The 24,040-nt window shown below is 71.5% G+C and carries 24 protein-coding genes and 1 riboswitch; of the genes, 11 read left to right on the top strand and 13 right to left on the bottom strand.

Annotation, left to right across the window (positions count from 1 at the left end; genetic code table 11):
• Window positions 1-8: 8 nt before the first annotated feature.
• Window positions 9-680, top strand: coding sequence for a ribulose-phosphate 3-epimerase (gene rpe, locus HHX35_RS01540; RefSeq protein WP_182897236.1), 672 nt, complete (start codon window positions 9-11; stop codon window positions 678-680).
• Between the two features lie 128 nt (window positions 681-808).
• On the opposite strand, the gene HHX35_RS01535 is transcribed toward rpe, so the two are convergent.
• The 5 genes from HHX35_RS01535 to HHX35_RS01515 all read right to left on the bottom strand — a co-directional run bounded on the left by HHX35_RS01535 (window position 809) and on the right by HHX35_RS01515 (window position 6,862).
• Window positions 809-1,840, bottom strand: coding sequence for an ABC transporter ATP-binding protein (locus tag HHX35_RS01535; RefSeq protein ID WP_139574463.1), 1,032 nt, complete (start codon window positions 1,838-1,840; stop codon window positions 809-811).
• Entirely contained in the window at window positions 1,837-2,901 is a 1,065-nt protein-coding gene (locus HHX35_RS01530; protein ID WP_285783311.1) for an ABC transporter ATP-binding protein, read from the bottom strand. Before HHX35_RS01530 ends, HHX35_RS01535 begins: the two co-directional genes overlap by 4 nt.
• 56 nt (window positions 2,902-2,957) lie before the next feature.
• Window positions 2,958-3,938 (bottom strand): ABC transporter permease, encoded by a 981-nt coding sequence (locus HHX35_RS01525; protein WP_139574461.1) that lies wholly within the window; start codon window positions 3,936-3,938, stop codon window positions 2,958-2,960.
• A 78-nt stretch (window positions 3,939-4,016) separates the two neighbouring features.
• The gene (locus HHX35_RS01520) at window positions 4,017-5,810 is read right to left on the bottom strand and encodes an ABC transporter substrate-binding protein (RefSeq protein ID WP_182897235.1); all 1,794 of its coding nucleotides are present in this window, start codon (window positions 5,808-5,810) and stop codon (window positions 4,017-4,019) included.
• A gap of 32 nt (window positions 5,811-5,842) precedes the next feature.
• On the bottom strand, window positions 5,843-6,862 hold the full coding sequence (locus tag HHX35_RS01515; protein ID WP_139574459.1) for an ABC transporter permease: 1,020 nt from the start codon (window positions 6,860-6,862) through the stop codon (window positions 5,843-5,845).
• 340 nt (window positions 6,863-7,202) lie between these two features.
• A riboswitch (FMN riboswitch) is annotated at window positions 7,203-7,354 on the top strand.
• Between the two features lie 132 nt (window positions 7,355-7,486).
• Between HHX35_RS01515 and ribD the strand changes: the two genes are divergently transcribed.
• From ribD to HHX35_RS01485, 6 genes are all read left to right on the top strand, one after another.
• On the top strand, window positions 7,487-8,653 hold the full coding sequence (gene ribD, locus HHX35_RS01510) for a bifunctional diaminohydroxyphosphoribosylaminopyrimidine deaminase/5-amino-6-(5-phosphoribosylamino)uracil reductase RibD (protein ID WP_310738839.1): 1,167 nt from the start codon (window positions 7,487-7,489) through the stop codon (window positions 8,651-8,653).
• Complete coding sequence (locus HHX35_RS01505; RefSeq protein ID WP_182897234.1) at window positions 8,654-9,262, top strand: riboflavin synthase; 609 nt, start codon at window positions 8,654-8,656, stop codon at window positions 9,260-9,262.
• A 73-nt stretch (window positions 9,263-9,335) separates the two neighbouring features.
• Window positions 9,336-9,971 carry a nicotinamide mononucleotide transporter family protein gene (locus HHX35_RS01500; protein WP_182897233.1) on the top strand — a complete coding sequence of 212 codons (636 nt, stop codon included), beginning with the start codon at window positions 9,336-9,338 and terminating at the stop codon, window positions 9,969-9,971.
• Complete coding sequence (locus HHX35_RS01495) at window positions 9,968-11,227, top strand: bifunctional 3,4-dihydroxy-2-butanone-4-phosphate synthase/GTP cyclohydrolase II (protein WP_182897232.1); 1,260 nt, start codon at window positions 9,968-9,970, stop codon at window positions 11,225-11,227. The genes HHX35_RS01500 and HHX35_RS01495 overlap by 4 nt, the downstream gene beginning before the upstream one ends.
• 85 nt (window positions 11,228-11,312) lie before the next feature.
• Window positions 11,313-11,783: a 6,7-dimethyl-8-ribityllumazine synthase gene (gene ribH, locus HHX35_RS01490; RefSeq protein WP_182897231.1), complete on the top strand. Its 471-nt coding sequence runs from the start codon at window positions 11,313-11,315 to the stop codon at window positions 11,781-11,783.
• Between the two features lie 146 nt (window positions 11,784-11,929).
• Window positions 11,930-12,379, top strand: a complete 450-nt coding sequence (locus HHX35_RS01485; RefSeq protein WP_182897230.1) for a PH domain-containing protein — start codon at window positions 11,930-11,932, stop codon at window positions 12,377-12,379.
• Between the two features lie 25 nt (window positions 12,380-12,404).
• Here HHX35_RS01485 and HHX35_RS01480 read toward each other — a convergent pair whose 3' ends face one another.
• The 5 genes from HHX35_RS01480 to HHX35_RS01460 form a co-directional block, all read right to left on the bottom strand.
• Entirely contained in the window at window positions 12,405-13,550 is a 1,146-nt protein-coding gene (locus HHX35_RS01480) for an LLM class flavin-dependent oxidoreductase (protein WP_182897229.1), read from the bottom strand.
• A complete protein-coding gene (locus tag HHX35_RS01475) occupies window positions 13,547-14,542 on the bottom strand; it encodes an ABC transporter substrate-binding protein (protein ID WP_182897228.1) in 996 nt (331 codons plus the stop codon). Before HHX35_RS01475 ends, HHX35_RS01480 begins: the two co-directional genes overlap by 4 nt.
• Complete coding sequence (locus HHX35_RS01470; protein WP_310738895.1) at window positions 14,539-15,240, bottom strand: ABC transporter ATP-binding protein; 702 nt, start codon at window positions 15,238-15,240, stop codon at window positions 14,539-14,541. Before HHX35_RS01470 ends, HHX35_RS01475 begins: the two co-directional genes overlap by 4 nt.
• A gap of 98 nt (window positions 15,241-15,338) precedes the next feature.
• On the bottom strand, window positions 15,339-16,184 hold the full coding sequence (locus HHX35_RS01465) for an ABC transporter permease (protein ID WP_182897226.1): 846 nt from the start codon (window positions 16,182-16,184) through the stop codon (window positions 15,339-15,341).
• A gap of 79 nt (window positions 16,185-16,263) precedes the next feature.
• Entirely contained in the window at window positions 16,264-17,223 is a 960-nt protein-coding gene (locus tag HHX35_RS01460) for a YafY family protein (RefSeq protein ID WP_182897225.1), read from the bottom strand.
• Between the two features lie 89 nt (window positions 17,224-17,312).
• Here HHX35_RS01460 and HHX35_RS01455 point away from each other — a divergent pair, with 89 nt between their 5' ends.
• On the top strand, window positions 17,313-18,446 hold the full coding sequence (locus HHX35_RS01455; RefSeq protein WP_182897224.1) for an epoxide hydrolase family protein: 1,134 nt from the start codon (window positions 17,313-17,315) through the stop codon (window positions 18,444-18,446).
• Between the two features lie 128 nt (window positions 18,447-18,574).
• On the opposite strand, the gene HHX35_RS01450 is transcribed toward HHX35_RS01455, so the two are convergent.
• Window positions 18,575-19,168 (bottom strand): hypothetical protein, encoded by a 594-nt coding sequence (locus tag HHX35_RS01450; RefSeq protein WP_182897223.1) that lies wholly within the window; start codon window positions 19,166-19,168, stop codon window positions 18,575-18,577.
• A gap of 1,071 nt (window positions 19,169-20,239) precedes the next feature.
• On the opposite strand from HHX35_RS01450, the gene HHX35_RS01445 reads away from it, so the two are divergent.
• Window positions 20,240-20,506 (top strand): DUF4031 domain-containing protein, encoded by a 267-nt coding sequence (locus HHX35_RS01445; protein WP_182897222.1) that lies wholly within the window; start codon window positions 20,240-20,242, stop codon window positions 20,504-20,506.
• Between the two features lie 117 nt (window positions 20,507-20,623).
• On the opposite strand, the gene HHX35_RS01440 is transcribed toward HHX35_RS01445, so the two are convergent.
• Together HHX35_RS01440 and HHX35_RS01435 are read right to left on the bottom strand one after the other, a co-directional pair.
• The gene (locus HHX35_RS01440; RefSeq protein WP_182897221.1) at window positions 20,624-21,238 is read right to left on the bottom strand and encodes a metal-dependent phosphohydrolase; all 615 of its coding nucleotides are present in this window, start codon (window positions 21,236-21,238) and stop codon (window positions 20,624-20,626) included.
• 34 nt (window positions 21,239-21,272) lie between these two features.
• Entirely contained in the window at window positions 21,273-22,610 is a 1,338-nt protein-coding gene (locus HHX35_RS01435) for an MFS transporter (protein ID WP_182897220.1), read from the bottom strand.
• A gap of 88 nt (window positions 22,611-22,698) precedes the next feature.
• Here HHX35_RS01435 and HHX35_RS01430 point away from each other — a divergent pair, with 88 nt between their 5' ends.
• Both HHX35_RS01430 and HHX35_RS01425 read left to right on the top strand, forming a co-directional pair.
• A complete protein-coding gene (locus tag HHX35_RS01430) occupies window positions 22,699-23,040 on the top strand; it encodes a helix-turn-helix transcriptional regulator (protein WP_139574444.1) in 342 nt (113 codons plus the stop codon).
• Window positions 23,041-23,127: 87 nt separating this feature from the next.
• Window positions 23,128-24,030: a MoxR family ATPase gene (locus tag HHX35_RS01425; RefSeq protein WP_182897219.1), complete on the top strand. Its 903-nt coding sequence runs from the start codon at window positions 23,128-23,130 to the stop codon at window positions 24,028-24,030.
• Window positions 24,031-24,040 lie beyond the last annotated feature (10 nt).

Below are 24,040 nucleotides of genomic sequence, written 5' to 3'. Positions count from 1 at the left end.
CAGGCACTATGGCCGTTCAGATCTCGCCCAGCATCCTGTCCGCAGACTTCGCCCGCCTCGCCGACGAGGCCGCACGGGTGGAGAACGTCGCCGACTGGCTCCACGTCGACGTGATGGACTACCACTTCGTGCCGAACCTGACGCTCGGCCTGCCGGTCGTCGAGTCGCTGCTGAAGACCACCTCGACGCCGATCGACTGCCACCTCATGATCCAGGACCCGGACCGGTGGGCACCGGACTACGCGGAGGCGGGAGCCGCCAGCGTCACCATCCACGCGGAGGCGGCCAAGGCCGCCGTGCGTACGCTGCGGGCGATCCGTGCCGCGGGGGCGCGGGCCGGTCTGGCGCTGAACCCGGCGACCGCCGTCGAAGGGTACGAGGACCTGCTGCCCGAGATCGACATGCTGCTCGTCATGACCGTCGAGCCGGGCTTCGGCGGGCAGCGCTTCCTCGACATCGTGCTGCCGAAGCTGGCGCGGGCGCGGGCGCTGATCGACAAGTACGGCGGCGAGGTGTGGCTCCAGGTCGACGGCGGCGTCTCCGTGGAGACGATCGAACGCTGCGCCGAGGCCGGGGCCGACGTCTTCGTGGCGGGCAACGCCGTCTACGGCGCCGACGACCCCGCCCGCGCCGTCGCGGAACTCCGGAGCCTCGCCGAGCGGGCCACCCCGCCCGCCTGAGCGGACGCCCCCCTGCCAGGGAAAGCCGCCTTCTTGCCGGTCCGTCAGGCCGTGCCGTACGGCACGGCCTGACGAGGCGAGCGTCCGATCGGCGGGCTCACTCACCGGCTGCGAACCCGTGGCTCGCGTCAGGCGAGGGCGGGGTCGAGGACCACGTCCTCGCCCTGCGTGGTGGGCGCCTCGGGGAAGTGGCAGGCGGTCAGGTGACCCTCGCGGTTGCCGCTGAGCCTGACCAGGGGCGGCACCTCGGTGGCGCACTTGTCCTGGGCCTTCCAGCAGCGCGTGCGGAACCGGCACCCGGACGGCGGGTTGATCGGCGAGGGCACGTCGCCGGCCAGGCGGATGCGCTCGCGCGGCTCGCTCGACACGTCCGGCTCGGGCACGGCCGACAGCAGGGCGTGCGTGTACGGATGCCGGGGCCGCTCGTAGATCGACTGGCGGTCGCCGATCTCGACGATCTTGCCGAGGTACATGACGGCGACGCGCTGGGAGAAGTGCCGTACGACGGCGAGGTCGTGCGCGATGAACAGGAACGCGATGCCGAGGTCACGCTGCAGTTCCTGCAGCAGGTTGACCACCTGGGCCTGGATGGAGACGTCCAGCGCCGACACCGGCTCGTCGGCGATGATGAGCTTGGGGTCGAGCGCCAGGGCCCGGGCGATCCCGATGCGCTGCCGCTGACCGCCGGAGAACTCGTGCGGGAAGCGGTTGAAGTGCTCGGGGTTGAGGCCGACGATCTCCAGCAGCTCCTGGACCCGCTTCTTGCGCCCGCCGGACGGGTTGATGTCGTTGACCTCCATCGGCCCGCGGATGATCGTGCCCACGGTCTGGCGCGGGTTGAGCGAGCTGTAGGGGTCCTGGAAGATCATCTGGATCTCGGGGCGGATCGGCTTGAGCCGCTTGCGCGAGCTGTGGCTGATGTCCTGGCCCCGGTAGAGGATCTTGCCCGAGGTGGGTTCGAGCAGGCGGGCCGCCAGGCGGCCGGTGGTGGACTTGCCGCAGCCCGACTCGCCCACCAGACCGACGGTCTCGCCCGCGCCGACCGTGAGGTCGACGCCGTCCACCGCGTGGACGGCCCCGACCTGACGCTTGATCAGCGTGCCGCCCCGCACGGGGAAGTGCTTGACCAGCTCCTTGAGCTCCAGCAGCGTCTCGTTCATGCGCGGTCCTCGGTCTTCGCGGTGCGGAGTTCCCTCTTCTGCTCGAGGGTGAGGTAGCAGGCGTCACCGTGCCCGGTCTCCGGGGAGATCGACGGCCGCTGGTTGAAGCACAGCTCCGGCCCGGCGAGCTTCGGGTAGTCGCAGCGCGGGTGGAACGGGCAGCCGGACGGCGGGTTCAGCATGCTCGGGGGAGTGCCGCGCACCGGCCTCAGCGGGACGTCCACGGACGAGTTCAGGCGCGGCATCGACGACAGCAGGCCCCAGGTGTAGGGGTGGCGCGGCTCGCGCAGCACCTCGCGGACGGTGCCGCGCTCGGCCGCCCGCCCGGCGTACATGACCAGGACGTTGTCGGCGGTGCCGGCCACGACGCCGAGGTCGTGGGTGATCAGGATGATCGCGGTGCCGAACTGCTGCTGAAGCTCCTTGAGCAGGTCGAGGATCTGCGCCTGCACGGTCACGTCGAGCGCGGTCGTCGGCTCGTCGGCGATGAGCAGGTCGGGGTCGCACACCAGCGCCATCGCGATCATCGCGCGCTGCCGCATGCCGCCGGAGAACTCGTGCGGGTAGTGGTCCACCCGCGTCTCCGGCTGGGGGATGCCCACGCGCCGGAGCATCTCGACGGCCCGGTCGCGGGCCTCCTTCTTGCTCGCGCCCTTGTGCTTGCGGTAGACCTCGCCGATCTGCCGGCCGATCGTGTGGAACGGCGACAACGCGGTGAGCGGGTCCTGGAAGATCATGGCGACGCGGTTGCCGCGGAGCTTCTCCATCGTGCCGCGGCCCGCGGAGATCAGCTCCTGGTCCTCCAGCCAGATCTCCCCGCCGATCTTCGTGTGGGCGGGGTCGTGCAGGCCGAGGATGGCGAGGTTGGTCACCGACTTGCCCGATCCGGACTCGCCGACGATGCCGAGCGTGGTGCCCTTCTCCAGATCGAAGGACAGGCCGTCGACGGCGTGCACGATGCCGTCCTCGGTGCTGAACTCGACGCTCAGGTCGCGGACGGACAGGAACGGCCCGGGGCCGCGCGAGGTCCCCGGCTCGCCGCTCCACGACACGGTGGTCACTTGCTGCTCCAGTTCCCGGTTCGACTTGGTTGGGCGTTCGACGTGATAGGCGGGGCTCAGCTCAGGCGGACCCGCGGGTCGATGAACGCGTAGAGCACGTCCACGACGATGTTCAGCAGGACGATCGCCGCCGCGCCCACGATGGTGACGCCGAGCAGCATCGGCAGGTCGGTGTTCTGCACGGCGCGTACGGCCAGCTCGCCGATGCCGTGCAGGCTGAACGTCTGCTCGGTGATGATCGCGCCGCCGAGGAGCGTGGCGAGGTCGACACCGAAGATCGTGAGGATGGGGATCATCGCGCCGCGCCAGGCGAAGCGGAAGAACACCGATCGGCTCGACATGCCCTTGGCGCGCGCCGTGCGGACATAGTCCTCGGCGAGCTGCTCGACCATCTGCGAGCGGGTCATGCGGGTGTAGTTGGCGGTGAAGATGATCGACAACACCACCCACGGCAGCATCAGGTGGGTGAACCAGTCCAGCGGGTTCTCGGTGATCGGCACGTAGGACGGGCGCGGGATCAGCTGCATGGTGTCCACCAGGTAGAACGCCAGCAGCGGCCCGACGAAGTAGATCTGGAGCGAGGCCCCGATGACCGACGAGGAGCTGGCGATCTTGTCGAGCGGCTGCCCGACCTTCCAGGCCGCGATCATGCCGGTGAGGATGCCGAACGCCAGGATGACCACCGAGGCGCCGAGGGTGAGCGACACCGTCACCGGGAAACGGTCGACGATGGCGCTGAAGACGGGCTCCTGGGTGGCGAAGGAGTAGCCGAGGCAGGGCGCCGGGCAGGAGCCGAACTGGACGAACTCCCGGCCCGCGAAGATGCCGACCAGCCAGTGCCAGTACTGCACGAACAGCGGCTCGTCCATGCCCAGGTTGTGCCGGATCAGCGCCAGCGTCTCGGGCTGGCAGATCTTGCCGCAGAACGCCCGGGCGGGGTCACGCGGAACGGCGTAGAAGAGGTAGAACGTGATCGCGCTGATGATCATCAGGATCACGAGTGCGCCGGCGACGCGGCGTACCAGATAGCTGGTCATGGTCTCGCACTTGCTCCTGAGGGCGGGACGGGCCTGGGGCCCGCCGCCCCGCGGAGGGGCGGCGGACCCGGGTTGCTGCTACTTGACGAAGATGTCGAGCGCCGACTGCTCGCCCTCGACCGGGTCGAACTTGACCCCGCCGAGGCCCGAGCCGTACAGGCCGAAGTAGGTCTGGTAGAACTCGGGGACGATCGCGGCCTGGTCCATGATCTGCCGGTCGATCGCGGCCCACGCCTTGCCCGCCTCGGCGGCGTCGGCGATCGCGTTGGCCTTGTCGATGGCGTCGTTGATCTCCGGCATGTTGAGGTGCGTGTAGTTCGGCTGGTTGTCGGAGATCAGGCGGCCGTCGTACTGCGGCTGGATCGCGGTCGAGCCGGTCGGCCAGTCGGCCGCCCAGCCGCCCCAGTAGATGTCGTACTTGTTGTCCACCGGGCCGATGGCGTCGTAGTAGGTGCCCGCGTTCAGCGGCTTGGCCACCACCTTGAAGCCGGCCTTGCCGAGCGCCTCCTTGATGGCGACGGTGACCTTCTCCTGGGTCGGCGTCTGGTTGTAGGCGTAGACCACGGTCGGGTTCGGGTTGCCCGCCTTGGCGAGCAGCGCCTTGGCCGCCTCGGGGTCGCCCTCGGGCTTCTGGAGCTTGTTGTACAGGTCGAACGCCTCGTAGCCGAGCACCGTCGGGCTCATGACCGTCGTGGCGATCTTGCCGGCCGAGATCTCACCACCCTGGAGCTGCTGGATCTGCTTGGACGGCCAGGCCGTGATGATGGCCTTGCGGACGTTGACGTCGGTGATCCGCTTGGTGTTGATGTTGTAGAAGGTCGTGAACGGCGTCAGGCCCTGCAGCGACCGCTTCATCAGCTCGGGGTCGTTCAGCACCTCCTGGGTGCGCTCGGGCGCGACCGGGTTGTGGAAGGTGAACGCCTGCTTGTCGTTGCCGGCGTCGGCCATGAAGCGCTCGGTGGTCTGCTGCGACTGAAGGCCGAACTCCATGTGGAACTTGTCCGGGTAGGCGTGCCGGATCGGGTCGGTCTTCGGGTCCCAGTTCTCGTTGCGCTCCAGGTCCATCGACTTGTCCGTGATGTGGCTCACGATCTTGTACGGACCCGAGGAGAACGGCTGCTTGTCGTACTTCTGCTTCGTGTCCTGCGCCTTGGGCACGGCGCCGTAGCCGGTCATGGCCACGGTGAAGTTGAAGTCGGGGTGCAGCCCGTTGAGGTGGAAGATCACCGTCTTGTCGTTCGGAGTCTCGATCGTGTCGAGCTCCTTGCCGTCGTACGGGCCCTTGTACTGGTCGCGGAACGGCTTCTTCGGGTCCGGGACCAGCCAGGTCTCGGCGTAGTCCGGGCCCTCGGTGATGAAGTCGGCGAACAGGCGCTCGAAGCTGTACTTGATGTCACCGGAGGTGATCGGCGAGCCGTCCTGCCACTTCAGGCCGTCCTTGAGCGTGAACTTCCACGTCTTGCCGTTGTCGGTGGTGGTGCCGGTGTCGGTGGCCAGGTCGCCGACGAGCTTGATGTTGCCCGAGTCGTCGTGCTTGTACGCGGTGAGCTGGCGGGTGAACAGGTGGGACACCGAGGAGTTGTAGTTCACGTAGACGCGGCCCGGGTCCAGGTGGCTGAAGTCGTCCCGGTCGATCATGTAGACCGTGCCGCCGGACTTGGCGCCCTGCACCTCGGGGGCGGGGCCGGTGGAGTCGGCCGCGGTGCCGACCGAGATGGCGCTGACGGCCTTGTTCTCCAGCGGCTTCTGGGAGGCGCCCCCCGCGCTCTGGGGCGCTCCGCCCCCTCCGCCCTTGGCGCAGCCGGCCAGGGCCAGCGCGCCCGCCGCGAGCACGGCCGTCATCGAGGCGATCCGCCTGCTGTGGGATCTCATGTGGTCCTTCCTATGGGGGAGAGCGCGCGTGGTCAGCGCTTTGTCTTGGGGTCGAAGGCGTCGCGGATGGAGTCCCCGAGCAGGTTGAAGGCGACGACGAAGATCAGCATCGACACGCCGGGGAACAGGAGGTAGGTCACGTCGGAGTGGTAGACGTTCGCGCCCACCTGGAACATCCGGCCCCAGTCGGGGGTGGGCTCGGTCATGCCGACGCCGAGGAAGCCGAGACCGGCCTCGGCGCCCACGTACAGCGGGAGCGCGAGCGTGGCCTGGATGATGATCGGCGTCCAGAGGTTGGGCAGCAGTTCCTTGAAGATCACCCGCGCCGGCGACGCACCGGTGACGCGGGCGGCCTCCACGAACTCACGAGCCCGCAGCGACAGCACCTGGGCGCGCAGCAGGCGGGCGATCGTGGCCCAGCCGAGAACGGTGAGGACGACGCAGATGGACACGTAACGCAGCCAGACCGGCGTCTCCTCCTCGGGCAGCACGAACGCCGCCTCGACGACCGGGAGGAAGACGATGAGGAAGAGCTGCGAGGGAAAGGCGAGCAGCGTGTCGATGACCCGCCCGATCACGTAGTCGGTCTTGCCGCCGATGTAGCCCGAGGTGATGCCCATCGCGATGCCGATGATCGTGGACACCACGGTGACGATGACCGCGATGCTCAGCGAGGTGCGGATGCCGTACACGAGCTGCGTGAACACGTCGCGGCCCAGGCCCGGCTCCAGCCCGAACCAGAAATCGCCGCTCACGCCGCCGTTGGGCGCGATGGGATAGCCGAACTCGTTGAGCAGGCCGGGCTGGTTCTGGCCGTAGGTCGTGTACGGATCCTTGCCGTACAGCGCCGCAATCACGGGAGCCAGAAGCGCGATCAGGAAGAACGCGAGCACGATGATCGCCGAGACCACGCCCGTCTTGTCGCGCCGGAAACGGCGCCACATGAGCTGGCCGGGCGAGCGGCCGACGACGGCGGAACCGGAACCGGCCGTGCCCGCGGTGTCCGCGGACTCCGCGGCGGCGTCGGTCGCGGTCGAGGAGGGGAACGTCATGGTGCGGTGCTCCCGGATGGACCATTAACGATCGGAAGAGATCCGACTATAGGGAACCCTGGCAACTAATTTTGCGGGGGTCAATCACTTGAGGCGGGTAGTTCGCCACTTGCTTGCTTCGTTGTGCAAAGTAAATCACCTTGTGTCCTGCGACCGCATTGACCTCGGTATACGTGGCACGGAACACTACTTATTACACAAATGCTTTTGTGTCACAACTTTGTGACACAACCCGCACATGGTTGAGACCAACCGCATCTGGTTAACCGTGTGCCGCAGATCACCACAATCCCGCCCTAGGGCAACGAGCCGGGCACGGCTACACTGACGGGTAGCAGAGCAGCGTGCTCCGGGGTCGGTGTAATTCCGAACCGGCGGTGACACCCCTGTCCCCAGGGGTGACAGTCCGCGACCCGGCCGAAGCCATCGGCCGGTGGACCTGGTGAGATTCCAGGACCGACGGTGAAAGTCCGGATGGGAGGAAGCGCGCGAACGGGCGGCCGTGATGCCGCCGGTCGGCCGTACGGCCGTGCCGGCAGCGATGCCGTCCGTGCAGGTGATGCGAGGCCGCATCCCTAACGATCCCCGGGGCCCGCCGTAGACAACGGCGAGAGGAAGACCGGGGTGACCTCAGCGGACATCCTTCATATGCGGCGCGCGATCGCGCTCGCCGCCCGGGGCCTGGGCGGCACCAGCCCCAATCCCGTCGTCGGCTGTGTGATCCTCGACCCGTCGGGCGAGGTCGCGGGAGAGGGCTTCCACGCCTACGCCGGCGGCCCGCACGCCGAGGTCGTGGCGCTGCGCGAGGCCGGCGGACGGGCCAGGGGCGGCACGGCCTACGTGACGCTGGAGCCCTGCAACCACACCGGCAGGACCGGCCCCTGCTCCGGCGCCCTCCTTGAGGCGGGCGTGGCCCGGGTCGTCGTCGCCGTCTCCGATCCCAACCCGAAGGCCGCGGGCGGCGCCGCCGTCCTGCGGCGGCACGGCGTCGTGGTGGACGAGGGCGTGCTGGCCGCCGAGGCCGAGGAGGTCAACGCGGCCTGGCTGACCTACGTGCGGGCCGGCAGGCCGTACGTGACCTGGAAGTTCGCCGCCACCGTGGACGGCCGCTCGGCGGCCGAGGACGGCACCAGCCAGTGGATCACCTCGCCCGAGGCCAGGGCCGACGTGCACCGCCTGCGGGCCGAGAGCGACGCCGTCGTCGCCGGCATCGGCACTGTGCTCGCCGACGACCCCCGGCTGACCGTCCGGCTCAACGCCGGCGTCCCCGCCCCTCCGCGCGCGGCGCCCGTGCTGCGCGTGGTCGTGGACTCGGGCGCCCGCACCCCGGCCGCAGCCCATGTCCTGGACGGCGAGGCGCCGACGCTGGTCGCCGTGGCCGAGGACGCGGCCGTCCCCGCCCACCTGTCCCCCCACGCCGTACGGCTCCCGCGCGTCCCCGGCGGGATCGACCTGCACGCCCTCCTGGCCGAGCTGCACGACAGGCAGGTCGTGAGCGTGCTGATCGAAGGCGGGCCCGCCCTCGCCGGCGCCTTCCTCCGCGAGGGCCTGGTCGACCGGGTCGTCGGCTACCTCGCCCCGGCGCTGCTGGGGGCGGGGGCGGCCGCGCTCGGCCCCGCGGGCGTCTCGACGATCACCGAGATCCACCGGCTGGAGTTCGCCGAAGTCACCCCCGTAGGACCGGACCTCAAGCTGGTCCTGCGTCCGAAGTCCCCTGTGTTTGCAAACCCTGTGTCTACAAACCCTGTGTCTCCCAAGTCCTCCGGCCCGCAGTCCCCTAAGGAGAGCTGAATGTTCACCGGAATCGTCGAGGAGCTCGGCGAGGTCGTGGCACTCGAGCCGCGGGGCGACTCCGCCCGCCTCACGGTGCGCGGCGCGGTCGTCACCGCCGACGCCGGGCACGGCGACTCGATCGCCGTCAACGGCGTCTGCCTCACGGTGGCCGACGCCGAAGGGGACTCCTTCACCGCCGACGTGATGAAGGAGACCCTCGACCGGTCCTCGCTCGGGGCCCTGAGCCCCGGCTCACGGGTCAACCTGGAGCGCGCCGTACGGGCCGACCAGCGGCTCGGCGGGCACATCGTGCAGGGCCACGTCGACGGGACCGGGGAGGTGCTGTCGCGCGAGCCCGGGGAGCACTGGGAGGTCGTGCGGCTCTCGCTGCCCGCGAACCTCGCCCGGTATGTCGTGGAGAAGGGCTCGATCGCGGTGGACGGCGTCAGCCTCACCGTGGCCGGCGTGACGGACGACTCCTTCTCCGTCAGCCTGATCCCCACCACTCTCGAACTCACCACGCTCGGCCGCAAGAAGCCGGGTGAGCCGGTCAACCTCGAGGTCGACGTGATCGCCAAATACGTCGAGAGGCTCACCGCGGCGACCGTCAAGGGGGTCTCGGCATGAGCGAGCACGGCGAGCGAATCAACAGGCACAGCGTCTGGCGAATGCCATTCCGAGCCGAAGGCGAGGAGGCGGCATGAGCTGGACCGACGCGGCGGCCTTCTACGCGTTCGGCAAGCCCGTGCTGTGGACCGACCTGGTGGGCAACGTGTGCGCGCTGGGCACGGTCTGGCTCGCGATCAGGAAGACGATCTGGACCTGGCCGGTGCAGCTCGTCGGTTCCGTGCTGCTGTTCGTGGCCTCGGTCAGCGCGCACATCACCGGCAACGCGCTCAAGCAGGCGCTGTTCGGCGTCCTGGCGATCTACGGCTGGGTGAAGTGGTCGCGCGGCACGCGCGGCGGCGCGGAGCTGCCGATCCGCTCGGCGCGCGTCCGGGAGCGCGTGGCGCTCGTCAGCGTCATGATCGCCGGGACGGTCGCGGTCGCGCTGCTGTTCGTCTTCCTCAACTCCAGGGGCTGGAAGATCTCCTGGGCGCCGTGGCCCGACGCGTACATCTTCGTCGGCAGCGCGGTCGCCACCTGGGCGCAGGGCAGGGCCCTGGTCGACTTCTGGATCATCTGGGTCGCCGTGGACCTCGTGGGGGTGCCGCTGGCGTTCAACTCCGGGCTCGTGGTCTCCGGCCTGGTCTACGGGGTGTTCTTCGTCATGGTGTTGATCGGGTTCCGCGGCTGGCTGCGGCAGTCGCGCGAGTTGCGGGCGGTGACCGCGTGAGTGTGATCAGGCTGGACCCGATCGAGCGGGCCGTCAACGACATCAGGGACGGCAAGCCCGTCGTGGTGGTGGACAACGAGAACCGTGAGAACGAGGGCGACCTCATCTTCGCGGCGTCGAAGGCCACGCCCGAACTTGTCGCCTTCATGATCCGCCACACGAGCGGCGTCATCTGCGTCGGCATGGAGGGGGCCACGCTCGACCGGCTCGGCCTGCCGCTGATGGTGCAGGACAACCGCGAGCGCCTGCGCACCGCGTACACGATCAGCGTGGACGCCAGGGACGGGGTGACGACGGGCATCTCGGCCGCCGACCGGGCCAAGACGATCAGGACGCTGTGCGACTCGGCCACGGAGCCGTACGAGCTGGTCCGGCCGGGGCACATCTTCCCGCTGCGCTACCGCGAGGGCGGCGTGCTGGTGCGGCCGGGGCACACCGAGGCGTCGGTGGACCTCGCCAGGCTCGCCGGGCTGACCCCGGCCGGCGCGCTCGCCGAGATCGTCAACGACGACGGCACGATGGCGCGCCTGCCCCGCCTGCGCGAGTTCGCCGACGAGCACGACCTCGCGCTGGTGTCGATCGAGCAGCTCATCGAGCACCGCCGCAGGTCCGAGCGGATGGTCACCCGGGTCGCCGAGACGCGCATCCCCAACCGCTACGGCGTCTGGCGCGCGTACGGCTACGCCAGCGCGCTCGACGGCGGCGAGCACCTCGCGCTGGTGTACGGCGACATCGACGACGGCGAGAACGTGCTCGTCCGGGCGCACTCGGAATGCCTCACCGGCGACGTGCTCGGCTCGCTGCGCTGCGACTGCGGCGTGCAACTCGACACGGCCATGCGCGTGATCGCCGAGAACGGGCGCGGCGTGATCGTGTACCTGCGCGGCCACGAGGGGCGGGGCATCGGCCTGCTGGCCAAGCTGCGGGCCTACAGCCTGCAGGACAACGGCAGCGACACCGTCGACGCCAACCTGGAGCTGGGGCTGCCTGTTGACGCCAGGGAGTTCTCCAACGCCGGGCAGATGCTCGCCGACCTCGGCGTGAAGTCGGTGCGGCTGCTCACCAACAACCCGGCCAAGGTGCGCGGCATGGACGGGTACGGCATCAAGGTCCTGGGCCGCGAGGCCATGCCGGTGGCGATGAACCCGTACAACGAGAGGTATCTGACCGCCAAGCGCGACCGGCTCGGCCACGAGATCTCGGGCGACGTCCCCCGGGACATCCACGGCGAGCACTTCGGCAAAGAGGCCTCGTGACCGAGCGAAGCGAGCGAATCCGCGAACACGGCAGCGAGCGAATCAGTGAACACGGCGGCTCCGGGCCGTCAGGCGAGGAGGGCGTATGAGCGGCGAGGGACGGCCGGACGCGGCGGCGGTGGACGCGGGCGGGCTGACCGTCGGCATCGTCGCCGCCCGGTGGCACGAGAAGATCACCGACCAGTTGCTGGCGCGGGCGGAGCGGGCGGCGCGGGACAGCGGCGCGGCCGTGGTCACGGCCCGCGTGGCGGGGTCGCTGGAGATCCCGGTGGTCGCGCAGGCCCTGGCCCGGCGCTGCGACGCCGTCGTCGCGCTCGGCGTGGTGATCCGGGGGGACACGGCCCACTTCGACTACGTCTGCGACTCGGTGACCACGGGTCTGACCAGGGTCTCGCTCGACGAGTCGACCCCGGTGGGCAACGGGGTGCTGACCTGTGACACCCTTGATCAAGCGGTCGAGCGGTCCGGCGTGCCGGGCAGCAAGGAGGACAAGGGGTACGAGGCGACGATCGCCGCCCTGGAGACCGCGCTCCTCTTGCGCGGCCTCGCCGGCTGACCTCGCCCGAACCTCGTAGCCGCAGCGCTCGCATCCGCAGCGCCGAGCCGGGAAGACTTGACTGGTGATCACGCAGCATCCGCCCGCGGCCACGCCGGCCGGGCACGCCGTACGCCGCCGCGCAGTGCCCACCCGCGGGGGTGGTCATGTCTGACAGCGCGCCGCCGCTGCCCGTCACCTGGCGGCCCCGCGCCACGACGATCATCGCGTACGGCCTGGCGGCGGTGATGGTGATCGGCTCGATCCTGCTGGCCGTCGGCCTGCCGGAGCAGTTCAAGCTTCCCGACCGGCTGGGCATGGTCGCCTTCGGCGTGGCGGTGGCGTGCGTGCTGCACCTGCTCGGCCGCCTGCGGGTGCGGGCGGACGAGAAGGGGATCACGGTGGTGAACCCGCTGCGGGTCCACCGCTTCGAGTGGGCCGAGGTGCTGGACGTCACCATGGTGGAGGGCGACCCCTGGCCCAAGCTGGATCTCGCCAACGGGATCAGCCTGGGCGCGATGGGCATCCAGAGCACCGAGCGGGAACGATCGCGGCGGGCGGTGGCCCAGCTCACCGCCCTCATCCGCGAGCGCGGCGAGGCCCCCGACCGCCTGTGACGGCGGCGCGGGGCCCGCCGGTCCTTCAGGCGCTCAGCCGTACGGGCTCGCCGGCGCCGAGCAGGCCCCGACGGCGCAGTTCGGGCAGCACGCCCTCGCCGAACCAGAAGGCCTCCTCCACATGCGGGTAGCCCGACAGCACGAACTCCTCCACACCGAGTGAGGCGTATTCCTCGACGAGGTCGGCGACCTCCGCGTGGCTGCCGACGAGCGCGGTGCCCGCGCCGCCCCGCACCAGGCCGACCCCCGCCCACAGACCGGGGTGGATCTCCAGGTCCCTGACCCTGCCGCCGCGGAGGCCCCCGTGGAAGCCTTCGTGGAGCGCGAGCATCCGCTGTTGCCCCACCGACTCGCTGCGGGACAGGACGGCCCGCGCCGACGCGATGTCCTCGGGGGAGATCTGGTCGAGCAGCCGCCCGGCCTCCGCCCACGCCTCCTTGGAGGTGTCCCTCGTGATCACGTGCAGGCGGATGCCGAAGCGCAGCGTGCGGCCCTCGGCGGCGGCCAGTTCGCGCATCCAGTCGAGCTTGGCCGCGACCTGGGACGGCGGCTCGCCCCAGGTGAGGTAGACGTCCACGTGCCGGGCCGCGACCGGGCCCGCGGCGGCCGAGGAGCCGCCGAAGTACAGCTCGGGCACGGGGTCGGGCCGCTCGGCGACCGTCGCCCCCTCGACGTCGTAGTAGTCGCCGGTGAAGTCGAACGGGCCGTCCCACGCGCCGCGCACGATCGACAGGAACTCGGCGGTGCGCGCGTACCGCTCGTCCTTGCCCAGGTGGTCGCCGAACCGCCGCTGCTCGGCCGCCTCCCCGCCGGTCACCACGTTCAGCAGCAGCCGGCCGCCGGAGATCCGCTGGTAGGTGGCGGCCATCTGGGCCGCGAGCGTGGGGGACAGCGCCCCGGGCCGGAACGCGACCAGGAACTTCAGTCGTGTCGTCACCTGGGTCAGCGCGGCGGTGACCAGCCAGGCGTCCTCGCAGTAGGTGCCCGTGGGGGTGAGCACCGCCTCGAACCCGGCCTGCTCGGCCGCGCGGGCCACCTGCGCGAGGTAGTCGATCGTGGGCGGCCGGAACGCGCCGGCCGGCGACTGCCCGTGCACGCGGCGCAGGCCGTGCCCGCCGCCGGTGATCGCCCTGCCGTCGCCCGAGGTGGGCAGGAACCAGTGGAATTTCATCGCTGCGCCTTCCTGACGACGTCGTTGAAGCGGTCGTCGACGAACTGGGAGAACGTGATGGTGCCCGGCACGAGGCCCTCGGCGGTGAACGCGTCGGCGATCTCCTGCTCGGAGGAGACGACCGAGTCGTCGATCACGACGGGGGTGGCGACGGCGTTGGCCACGGCCGCGTCCGCCACCTCGACCGGCAGGCCGGTCTCCCGCGCCCACACCTTCGCCCACTCGTCCAGGTGGGTGGCGGCCCAGTTCCGCGCCTTGGCCAGCCGGGTGAGGAAGTCGCCGATCGCGGCCCGCCTGCCCGCGTCGTCGAGCGCGGCGGGAGCGGCGACCTGGAAGCCCAGACCGTTGACGATGCCCGCGCCGTCGACCAGGAGCCGGGCCTTGTGCTGGATCTCGGCCTGCGAGGTGAAGGGGTCCCAGATGGCCCAGGCGTCGACGGTGCCGGACGAGAACGCCGCCAGTGCGTCGGCGGGCTGGAGATACTGCGGCTGGACGTCCTTGAAGGACAGGCCCTCCTTCTTCAGGACCGCCAGCAGGTGGTAGTGGGCCGAGCTGCCCTTGGCCACCGCGATCTTCCTGCCCTTGAGCTGGGCAGGTGAGGTGATCGCGGACCCGTCGGGGACGAGGATCGCCGATCCCTTGGCGCTCTGCCGGTACGCCGCCACGATCTTGATCTTCGAGCCGGAGGCGGCGGCGAAGACGGGCGGGGTGTTGCCCACGCCGCCGATGTCGACCGCGCCCGCGTTGACCGCCTCCAGCAGCGGCGGCCCGGAGGTGAACTGCGACCACGTGATCGCGTAGGAGGTGCCGTCGAGCAGCCCGGCGGCCTTGAGCAAAGCCTGCGACCCGGCCTTCTGGTCGCCTACCCGGAGGGTGACGCGGCCCGTGGCCTGTCCGTCCTTCCCCCCGGACGCGCCCTGTGCCGTCGAGGCGCAGGCCGTGGTGACGGCCGCCAGGGCGATCAGCAGCGCGGCGAGCGGTCTCCTGGTCATGCGGGTCCTTCCGGGGTGACACCCAGCGCGGAGAGCAGGGCCGCGCGCAGGGTGAGCAGGTCGGGGTGGTCGCGGTGCCGGGGGCGTGGCGCGGCGACGGTCCACTCGTGTGCGAGGCGCCCGCCGTCGAGCACCAGGATCCGGTCGGCCAGCAGCAGCGCCTCGTCCACGTCGTGGGTGACCAGCAGCACGGCCGGGCCGTGCGCCGCCCACAGATCGAGCACCAGGCGGTGCACGGTGATCCGGGTCAGCGCGTCGAGCGCGCTGAACGGCTCGTCGAGCAGCAGCAGCCCCGGCTCGCGGACGAGCGCGCGGGCCAGGCTCGCCCGCTGCGCCTCGCCGCCGGACAGCGTCAGCGGCCACGCCCGCGCCCGGTCGGCCAGGCCCACCTCGGCCAGTGCCACCTCCGCCCTGCCGGCCGGGTCGGGCGCGGTCAGGCCGAGCGTGAGGTTGTCGCGCACCCGCTTCCACGGCACCAGCCGGGGCTCCTGGAAGGCCACGGCCACCGAGCCGTCCACCTGCAGGCCGCCCTCGACCTCCTCGTCCAGGCCGGCGAGCGCGCGCAGCAGCGTGGACTTGCCCGAGCCGCTGCGGCCGAGGAGCGCGACGAACTCGCCCCGCCCGATCGTCAGGTCGAGGCCGTCGAGCACGGTGCGCTCGCCGAAGCGCCGGGTGAGCCCGCGCACGGACGCCACCACCGTGGCCGCCGACGCGGCCGCCGCCGTGGCCGCCGGCCGTACGGCGCCCGGGGCCCGCGCGCTCACCGTGGTGCTCACCGGGCCACTCACCGGGCCACTCAGCGGGACAGGAACTCGCGCCGCCATACCAGCGCCCTCCTTTCCAGGAGCCGGACCAGGGCGTCGGTGAGCAGGCCGAGCGCGCTGTAGACGAGCAGGCCGACCACGATCACGTCGGTGCGCAGGAACTCCCGCGCGTCGTTGATCATGTAGCCGAGGCCGGCGTCGGCGTTGACCTGCTCGGCCACGATCAGCGCCAGCCAGGCCACCCCGAGGCTCTGCCGCAGCCCGACGAGCGTCTGGGGGAGCGCGCCGGGCAGCACGATGTGCCGCACGAGCGCGGTCCGGCCGAGACTGAGCGTCCGGGCGACCTCGGCGAGCTTGCCGTCCACGCCCCGGATGCCCGCGAACGTGTTGAGGTAGAGCGGGAAGGAGACGGCGAGCGCCACCAGCAGCACCTTGGGCGTCTCCCCGATCCCGAACCAGAGGATGAACAGGGGGATCAGCCCGAAGAACGGCAGCGCCCGGAGCATCTGCATGATCGGGTCGACGGCGTTCTCACCGGTCCGGCTCAGCCCGGCGACCAGTGCCAGGCCGATGCCCGCGACCGCTCCGGCGGCGAAGCCGAGGAGCACCCGTTCGAGGGACACCGCGATCGCCGTGGGCAGCGTCCCCGAGCGCACCAGGTCGAGCGCGGTCGCGGCGATCTGCGACGGGGCGGCGAGCAGCCGGGCGGGCAGCAGCCCGAGCACGCTGGCGAGCTGCCACAGCAGCACGACGACGAGGGGGCTGAGCCACCTGTGCCACCCCCTCCGCGGGCCGTGAGCCGTGGCGGAACGGAGACGCGGCCGGGGATCCGCCCGGACCGCGCCCCCTAACTCGCCCTGGAGTCGGACGACGGACATGGACACACCTCGCTGTTGACGACGAAGGATTCGCCACCAGAGTTGCCCATATTTCCTACCAAGTCAATAGGTTTATCCCTCATGGCGACGAGGCGCGGGCGGCGCGGGCGCTCAGCGCACGCAGATACGCGCGCAGCTCCGGCGGCTCGTGCACCTCGAACTCGCAGCCGAGCATGAGCAGACGCGACGCGAGCCACTCCAGGGTGTCGGCCGGTCCGCGCAGGCGGCAGCTGTGGTCGTCGATCGGTTCGACGTCCCCCGCGGCGGCGCCGAGCCGGCGTGCCGCCTGACCGGCCGGAAGGCGCAGGGTCGCCACCACCTCGTAAACGGGTGCGGACGAGTACAGCTTGGCGGCGACGAACTCGGCCGGGTCCTGTTCCGGCGGCACGCGGGCCGGGAACCGTACGCCGGTCGGGTGAGGGTCGCCGATCCGGTCGGTGCGGAAGATCCGCCAGTCGTCGCGGTCGTTGTCGTATGCCAGCAGGTACCACCGGCGTCCGGCCGTGACCAGGCGGTACGGCTCGGTCAGGCGCCTGGTCTCGGCGCCGTCGCCGGACCGGTAGGCGAAGCGCAGCCGCTCGCGGTTGGCGGCGGCTCCGGCGAGCACCACCAGGGTCCGCGGGTCCACGGGCGGCTCGGCTCCGGCGAGCATCGGCACGGTCGCGGCGGCGAGTGCGCCCACACGGTGCCGCAGCCGGGAGGGCAGCACCTGCTCCAGCTTGGCCAGGGCGCGCACGGACGCCTCGTCGATGCCGTCCACCGGATGCGCGGCGGCCGTGCGCAGGCCGACGGCGATCGCCACCGCCTCCTCGTCGTCCAGCAGCAGCGGCGGCATGGCCGCACCCGCGGCGAGCCGGTAACCGCCCACCGCGCCCATCGTCGCCTGGACCGGATATCCCAGCTCGCGCAGGCGGTCGACGTCGCGGCGGATGGTCCGGGGGCTGACCCCCAGACGCTCGGCCAGTTCGCTCCCCGGCCACTCGCGGGGCGTCTGCAGCAGCGACAGCAGAGCGAGCAACCGCGCGGACATGTCACTCATGGCACCAAGCATGCCCGGTCATGTAGGACAGACCGCGACCTACATGGCCCCTAGCGTCGATCCCGTCATCGCGACGCATCGGGAGAGACATGAGCACCGAGATCCGCCCATTCCGTATTGAGATCGCTTCGGCCGACCTGGACGACCTGAACGACAGGCTGGACCGCGCCCGGTGGCCGCGTGCGCTGCCCGGTGACGGATGGAGCCGCGGCGTCCCCGCCGCCCTCCTCCGGGAGCTCGCCCGCTACTGGCGCCAGGAGTACGACTGGCGCGGTCACGAGGCGCGGCTGAACGAGTTCCCGCAGTTCAAGACCGAGATCGATGGTCAGGACATCCACTTCCTGCACGTACGCTCGGCCGATCCCGGCGCTCTGCCGCTCGTCCTCACGCACGGCTGGCCGAACTCGTTCCTGGAGTTCACCGAGCTCATCGGCCGTCTTGCCGACCCTCGTGCGTACGGCGGCGACCCCGCCCGGGCGTTCCACGTCGTGGTGCCCTCCCTGCCGGGCTTCGGCTTCTCCGCGCCGCCGCGCGGCACCGGCTGGACCGCGGCGCGCGTGGCGCGGACCTGGGCGGAGCTGATGCGTCGTCTCGGCTACGAGCGGTACGGCGCGCAGGGCGGGGATTTCGGGGCCTACGTCGCCCCGGAGGTGGCCAAGGCGGCGCCGGGCAACGTGGCCGGCGTCTACATCGTCAGCGGTCTCGGCTTCCCCACGGAGAAGGACCTTCCGGAGATGACCGAGGACGAGCGGGCGGCCTATGCCCGGCTGATGGCACAGGACTGGATGAACGGCGTCGACCACCACGCGCTGCTGCGCGCGGCGCCGCAGACCTTCACGTACGGGTGGCACGACTCGCCGCTCGCGGCACTGGCCTGGATGACCCAGAAGTTCCACGAGTTCAACGCCTCGGGCAGGCCTCTCGAGGAGGTCGTCGACCGGGACCTGTTCCTGACCAACGTGAGCCTGTACTGGTTCACCGGGACGTTCGGGACGTCGGCCTGGCCGTACTACGAGAGCACCGGCTTCGGCTGGCCGGAGGGCCAGACCGTCGCGCCGACCGGCGTGTACAGCGGGCCGCCCGGCATCCGCCGGCTCGCCGAACGGCACAACACCGTCCTCCACTGGCCGGAGGACAACCCGGGCGGCCACCACTTCATCGCGATGGACCAGCCGGACCACCTCGCCGCCGACATCCGCGCGTTCTTCGCCAAGGTGGGCTGACCGGCGCGGGCCGGCCGCGCCGTCCTCACCCCGCCGCCTCGCGGAGGCGACGCGGCCGCTCGTCAGGTGGACGCCCCGGCCAGGTGCGCGGGGCACCGGCCGGGCCCGGAGCGGCGTCTTCCGCGGGGTCAGCTCGCGCCCGGGATGTTGACGTTCTGCTCCTTGAACTTGTAGCCGGTCTTCGCGGCGTCGCGCTGCAGGCCGTCTATCGAGCTCTTGCCGGCGTCGATGTCGGCCGACGTGGCGGTGCCGTTGTGCAGCTTGTCGGTCAGCGCGGCGAACCGGGAGTTGACGCCCTCGACGGCCCTGCACAGGCTCGGATTGGCCGTGGCGAAGCTCTTGGCGACCTTCAGCTGGTGCAGGGCGAAGGCGCCGGCGATCGCGGCCTTCGCGATCGTGCGCTTGCGCTTCTCCGCTCCGGCCCTGAAGCCTCCGCTGCGCAGCGGTTTGTAGATGTAGCGGTGGAAGGCGCCGAGCGCGAGACCCGCGTGCAGCGCGAACCTGGTCTTGGCGAACTTCTTGGCGTTGCCGCCGGTCGGACACGGCGAGTTGTACTCGCTCTCGGCCGCGGTCGGCGTGACGAGCGCGGCCGGGCCGGCCGCGGCGGCGCCTCCGGACGCCGGGGTGGTGGTCGTGCCGCCGCCGCAGCCGACGAGCAGCGCCATCGTCAGCACGGCCGCCGCCGCGAGCGCGGTAAGGGATCGAACAGTTCGTGCAGCCATCGTTTCCCCCTGTGACCCAGTGGATCCTGTGGACCCTGTGGTTCCGCGGCGCACCGGCCCGCGCACCGTATGGCGTCCCGAATCCGGGCCGTCGCGGGTGTGTGATCGGCGCCCTTCGCCGCGACGCTCACGGGGTCGCGGATGTCGCGGGGCCGTACTGACCCTCCAGCGTGAGGGCGTTCTGGACGACGGTTGCCGCGAAGGTGGCGACTATGCGGGCTTTTGCCGGGTCGGGCCGCTTTCCATGCCGTGGCCGGACGGACATTTTGGGGCCGCCGCACGGTTGGTATGGCGAAAGCACGGAAGGCGCTGCGAATTCGCCGGGGGAATCCGGCCCGGCGCGGTCCGGCGCCTCGTGTGGACGTAGATCCCGCGCCAGCGGAAACCAGAGGCGGGACCATTCCGGAGCCGACCCGGCCCGTCATTCATCGATCCATGCCAATCGCCGGATCGGGATTCGCATCGGATTTTCCCTGGATCACCCCGCGTGGCGGGTCTTGGGCTGGACGCCTGCCGGAAGCGATTCGGACAATGAGGGGGAAACGACCCGATCCGCCGCACCGCGGATTGATCGAAAGGGAGAAAGGCCATGCGAGGTGGACGATTCAGCATGATCGTCGGCTCGGCGCTCCTCGGCACGATCGCGCTCTGCCCGGCCGCGGCGTCTCCGGCGTCGGCGTCGGCGGGCGTGGACGGCGCGGCCGTCACACAGGCGGCTGCCGGTAATTCGTACGCGAAGCCGAAGCCGCCCAAGTGCACCTACCGATGCACCAACCACCGTAAGTACAAATGCTGTCCCAAGTGCCAGCGAGTCCCCGGGAAGTGTTAGGGGGTAATCCCTGTCGCGGCAGCCCTCGGGGGGCCGCCGGCGCGTTCTCCGGTCGCTCGGAATCCGCTACCGCCGTGCCGGCGCCGGTTGCCGTACCGCCGGGTGCGGGCGGCGGCGAAGTGGCGGCCGGCGCCCCGGGCTATGCTCGCCCGGACCGGGGGACGATCCCCGGACCCCGCAGGGACCGGTCGGGTAGTCCTCGCTTCGCTGCGGGTCACCCGACCGGCCCGGGGGAGGGGCGCATGGCGGTGCTGATCGACCGGCCGAACTGGCCGGGGCCCCGGGGCCTGCTGTGGTCCCATCTGGTCAGCGACTCCTCGCTGGAGGAACTGCACGACTTCGCCCGCCTGCTCGGCGTGCCCGAGCGGGCCTTCGACCGGGACCACTACGACGTGCCGGAGACGGTCTACGACCGGGCCGTGTCCCTCGGGGCCGAGCCCGTCGGCAGTCAGGAACTGGTGCGCCGCCTGCGCGAGTCGGGCCTGCGCCGGCCGAAGACGCGCACCTGATCTACATCGTAAAGGCGCGCGATCGGGTGTTGACGGACAGTCGCCCGTGACGTCCCCGGGCTCGACCCGAACGGTGCGGCCCGCGGCGAGCGCCATGCATCTCAGAGGCCGGGCATCTCAGAGGCCGGCCAGCTCGGCGGCGATGTTCTCGCGTGCCCGCGGCTCCCACAGGTCCCGGCCCGCAGGAGTGCCGAACAGGCGGGGCTTGCCGAGCAGTTCCCGCAGCACCCCGGCCCGTCCGGCCCTGAAGGCCGCGTCCGGCACGTGCCGGTACTCCTCGCGTACGGCCCTCGTGTACGCCTCGTAGGCGCCGGGCGGTGCCGCGAGGATCGCCAGATCGGCGTCGCACAGGACGGCCGCGTTCATGTCGCCGGGCTCGTAGGCGTGCCCCGCCGTGAGCCGCACGAGCCGGGCCACCTCGCGCACCCGCTCCGCGGGCAGGCCACAGGCGGGCAGCCGGGCCTGTGCGAGCTGGGCGCTGCGCTCCTCGTCCCATCCCGGCCGCCCGTCGTAGACGGCGTCGTGGAACCACGCGGCCAGCCGTACGGCGTCGGCGTCCCCGGCCTGGGCGGCGAGCGGCTCGATCGCGGCCAGGACCGCCCGCAGATGGGCCGTAGTGTGGTAGCGCCGGTGCGCCTGCGCCCAGCGGGCCTCCAGTTCGGCGGCGAGCGCCCGCCCGGCGGGCGAGCCGGTGAGGCAGCCGGGCCGGGGCAGGCTCCGATCGTCGGTCATGTGCCGAACCCTAAGCGCCCAAGGCGGCGTTTCTTCAGGCCGGGCGGGCGGCACGCTCGCGGACGAGGCCGAGGACCGCCGCGAGGAGGGCCAGGACGACGACCCCGCAGCCGTACACGGTGGCCGTGGCCCGCAGGCCGAGCGACGAGACCGCGAGCCCCGCCACCAGCGCGGGGACGCTGAAGGCGAGGTAGCTGACGACGTAGACGGAGGCGAACAGCGCGGCCCGCTCGGCCGGACCGGCGAGCGCCGCGAGTGAGCGGAGCGCGCCGAGGAAGGCGCTGCCGAACCCGCAGCCCGCGACGACCGCCCCGGCGAAGAACAGCGGCGCGGAGGCGGCGGCGAGCGCCGCCAGGGTCAGGCCGGTGCCGGCGGCGAGCATCAGCGACCCGCCCGCCATGACCCGCCCCGCGGCCCTGTCGCGTACGGTCACCGACGCCACGGCGCCCGCGGCGGTGAGCGCGGCGACGACGAGCCCGCCGACGAGGTGGTCGGAAATGCGCAGGACGCCCGCGGTCAGCGAGCCGCCGAGCGACAGGTAGAGCCCGCCCATGGCCCATGTGGCGATCAGGCAGGGCACGGCCGCCGTGAACGCGCCGCGGGCGTGCCGCGGCACGCCCGCACGCGGGCGCAGCGAGACGAGCGCGTCCCGGCCCCGGCCGGGACGGGGCGCGACCGGCTCCGGCAGCAGCGCCATCGCGGCCGCCAGCACCACGAAGACGGCCGTGAGCAGGACGAAGACCGACGTCGTCGGCGTCGTCGTGTAGCGCACGAACAACCCGGCGCCGAGCGCTCCCGCCGCCAGGCCGCCGGTCGGCGCGGCGCTGTTCACCAGCGCGCCCAGCTGACGGACGCGGCGGGACCCCGGCTGCAGGTCCACCAGACCGGCGCTGATCGCGCCCGTCGCCGCGCCGGTGGCCAGGCCCTGCACCGCCCTGGCCAGCAGCAGCGGCCCGACGCCGTCCGCCGTCAGGAACGCGACCATGGCGCCCGCCTCGGCCAGCAGGGCCGCGATCAGCACGGGCCTCCGGCCGACGTGGTCGGAAAGCTCGCCCACGGTGAGCAGCGCGATCAGCAACGCCAGGGCGTAGACCGCGAACACGGCGGTCAGCGTGGCCGCCGAGAACCCCCAGCGCTGCTGGTAGAGCACGTACAGCGGGGAGGGGGTGCTCGAGGCGGCCATGAACGCCACCAGGGTCCCGGCGAGCAGCCAGAACCCGGCCGCGTGGGAGATCCGGCCGCGCGCCGCCGTCCCGGCCGGGCCGTCCCGCCGTCCGGCCGCGTCGTCTCGCCGTCCGGCCGCGCGGCCCGGCGCCCGCGGGTCCGCCTCCAGGGTGTTCGCGGACGGAGCGCAGCCCCCCGAGTTCGTCATCTCGGCACTCCCATCGTTCACAGTTCCAAAATTTTCGAACCGTCACACCGTACGACGGAGCATCCGATAGTTCAACTATTATCGAACCATGCCTGGAGCACGGGACCTACCGCACCCCGACGCCGCGAGCCTGGTGCTGACCGACGTGCTGTTCGCGCTCAGCGACCCCTCGCGGCTGGCGCTCGTACGGCGGCTCGCGCAGGGCCCGCTGGAGGTGGCGGCGTGTCAGCCCACCGGTGGAGAGGTGCCGAAGTCGACGCTGTCGCACCACCTGAAGACCCTCCGCGAGGCCGGTGTCGTCCGCAACGTGCCGGAGGGCCGGCAGCGGTACGTGAGCCTGCGCAGGGAGGACCTGGACGACCGCTTCCCCGGCCTGCTGGACGCCGTGCTCGGCACGACCGCGGAGGAGGACCCGGGCGGATCTGTGTGATCGTGGCGACGCGGCGCCGTGTGACAGGCCCGGCTTTGGCGGATTCGGCCAGAGCCCCGCGGAACGCCCGCCACGTAGCCTGTCCGTGTGCTGCGGCGGACGACCACGATCTCGGACATCGACGCGCCGGCGAGGCTGGCGGAGCTGCTCGACCACCACGACTACCTGGCCGACGAGGGCGTGACGACAGCGGCCTACCTCGCCCTGAAGATGGGCCGGCCGCTGTTCCTGGAAGGCGAGGCGGGCGTCGGCAAGACCGAGCTGGCCAAGACGCTGGCGGCGATCCTGGACGCGCCGCTGATCAGGCTGCAGTGCCACGAGGGGCTCGACGCGGCGCAGGCCATGTACGACTGGGACTTCCCGCGGCAGCTCCTGCATCTCAAGGCGGCCGAGGCGGCCGGTGTGGCCGACGTCGCCGCGCTCGAGGGCGAGATCTACGACCGGCGGTTCCTCATCGCCAGGCCGCTGCTGCGGGCCCTGGAGACGCAGCCCAGCGTGCTGCTCGTGGACGAGATCGACCGGGCAGACGACGAGTTCGAGGCGTTCCTGCTCGAGGTGCTGTCCGACTTCACGATCTCGGTGCCGGAGATCGGGACGATCAGCGCGGCGAGCCCGCCGGTCGTCGTCCTGACCTCCAACAGGACCCGTGAGGTGCACGACGCGCTCAAACGGCGCTGCCTGTACCACTGGCTGGAGCACCCGGGGTTCGACCGGGAGGTGGCGATCCTGCGTCGGCGCCTGCCCGGATGCGCGGAGCGGCTCGCGGCCGACGTGGCGCGGACGGCGGGCCGGATGCGCGAGGCCGGCCTGGTCAAGCCGCCGGGCGTCGCCGAGACCCTCGACTGGACCGAGGCGCTGCTCACGCTCGGCGCGGTGGAGCTCGATCCGGCCCTGGCCGCCGCCACGCTGGGCGCGGTGCTCAAGCACCGGGAGGACCAGGAGACCGTCCGGGCCCGGGGGCTGCTCACACCGGACGGCGGCCGTGGCTGACGATGCCGCT

Origin of the sequence: Microbispora sp. H10830 (assembly GCF_014161375.1) — a bacterium.
GTDB lineage: Bacteria > Actinomycetota > Actinomycetes > Streptosporangiales > Streptosporangiaceae > Microbispora > Microbispora catharanthi.
The sequence above is the reverse complement of the archived record's forward strand: the minus strand, read 5'-3'. Positions and strand labels throughout refer to the sequence as shown.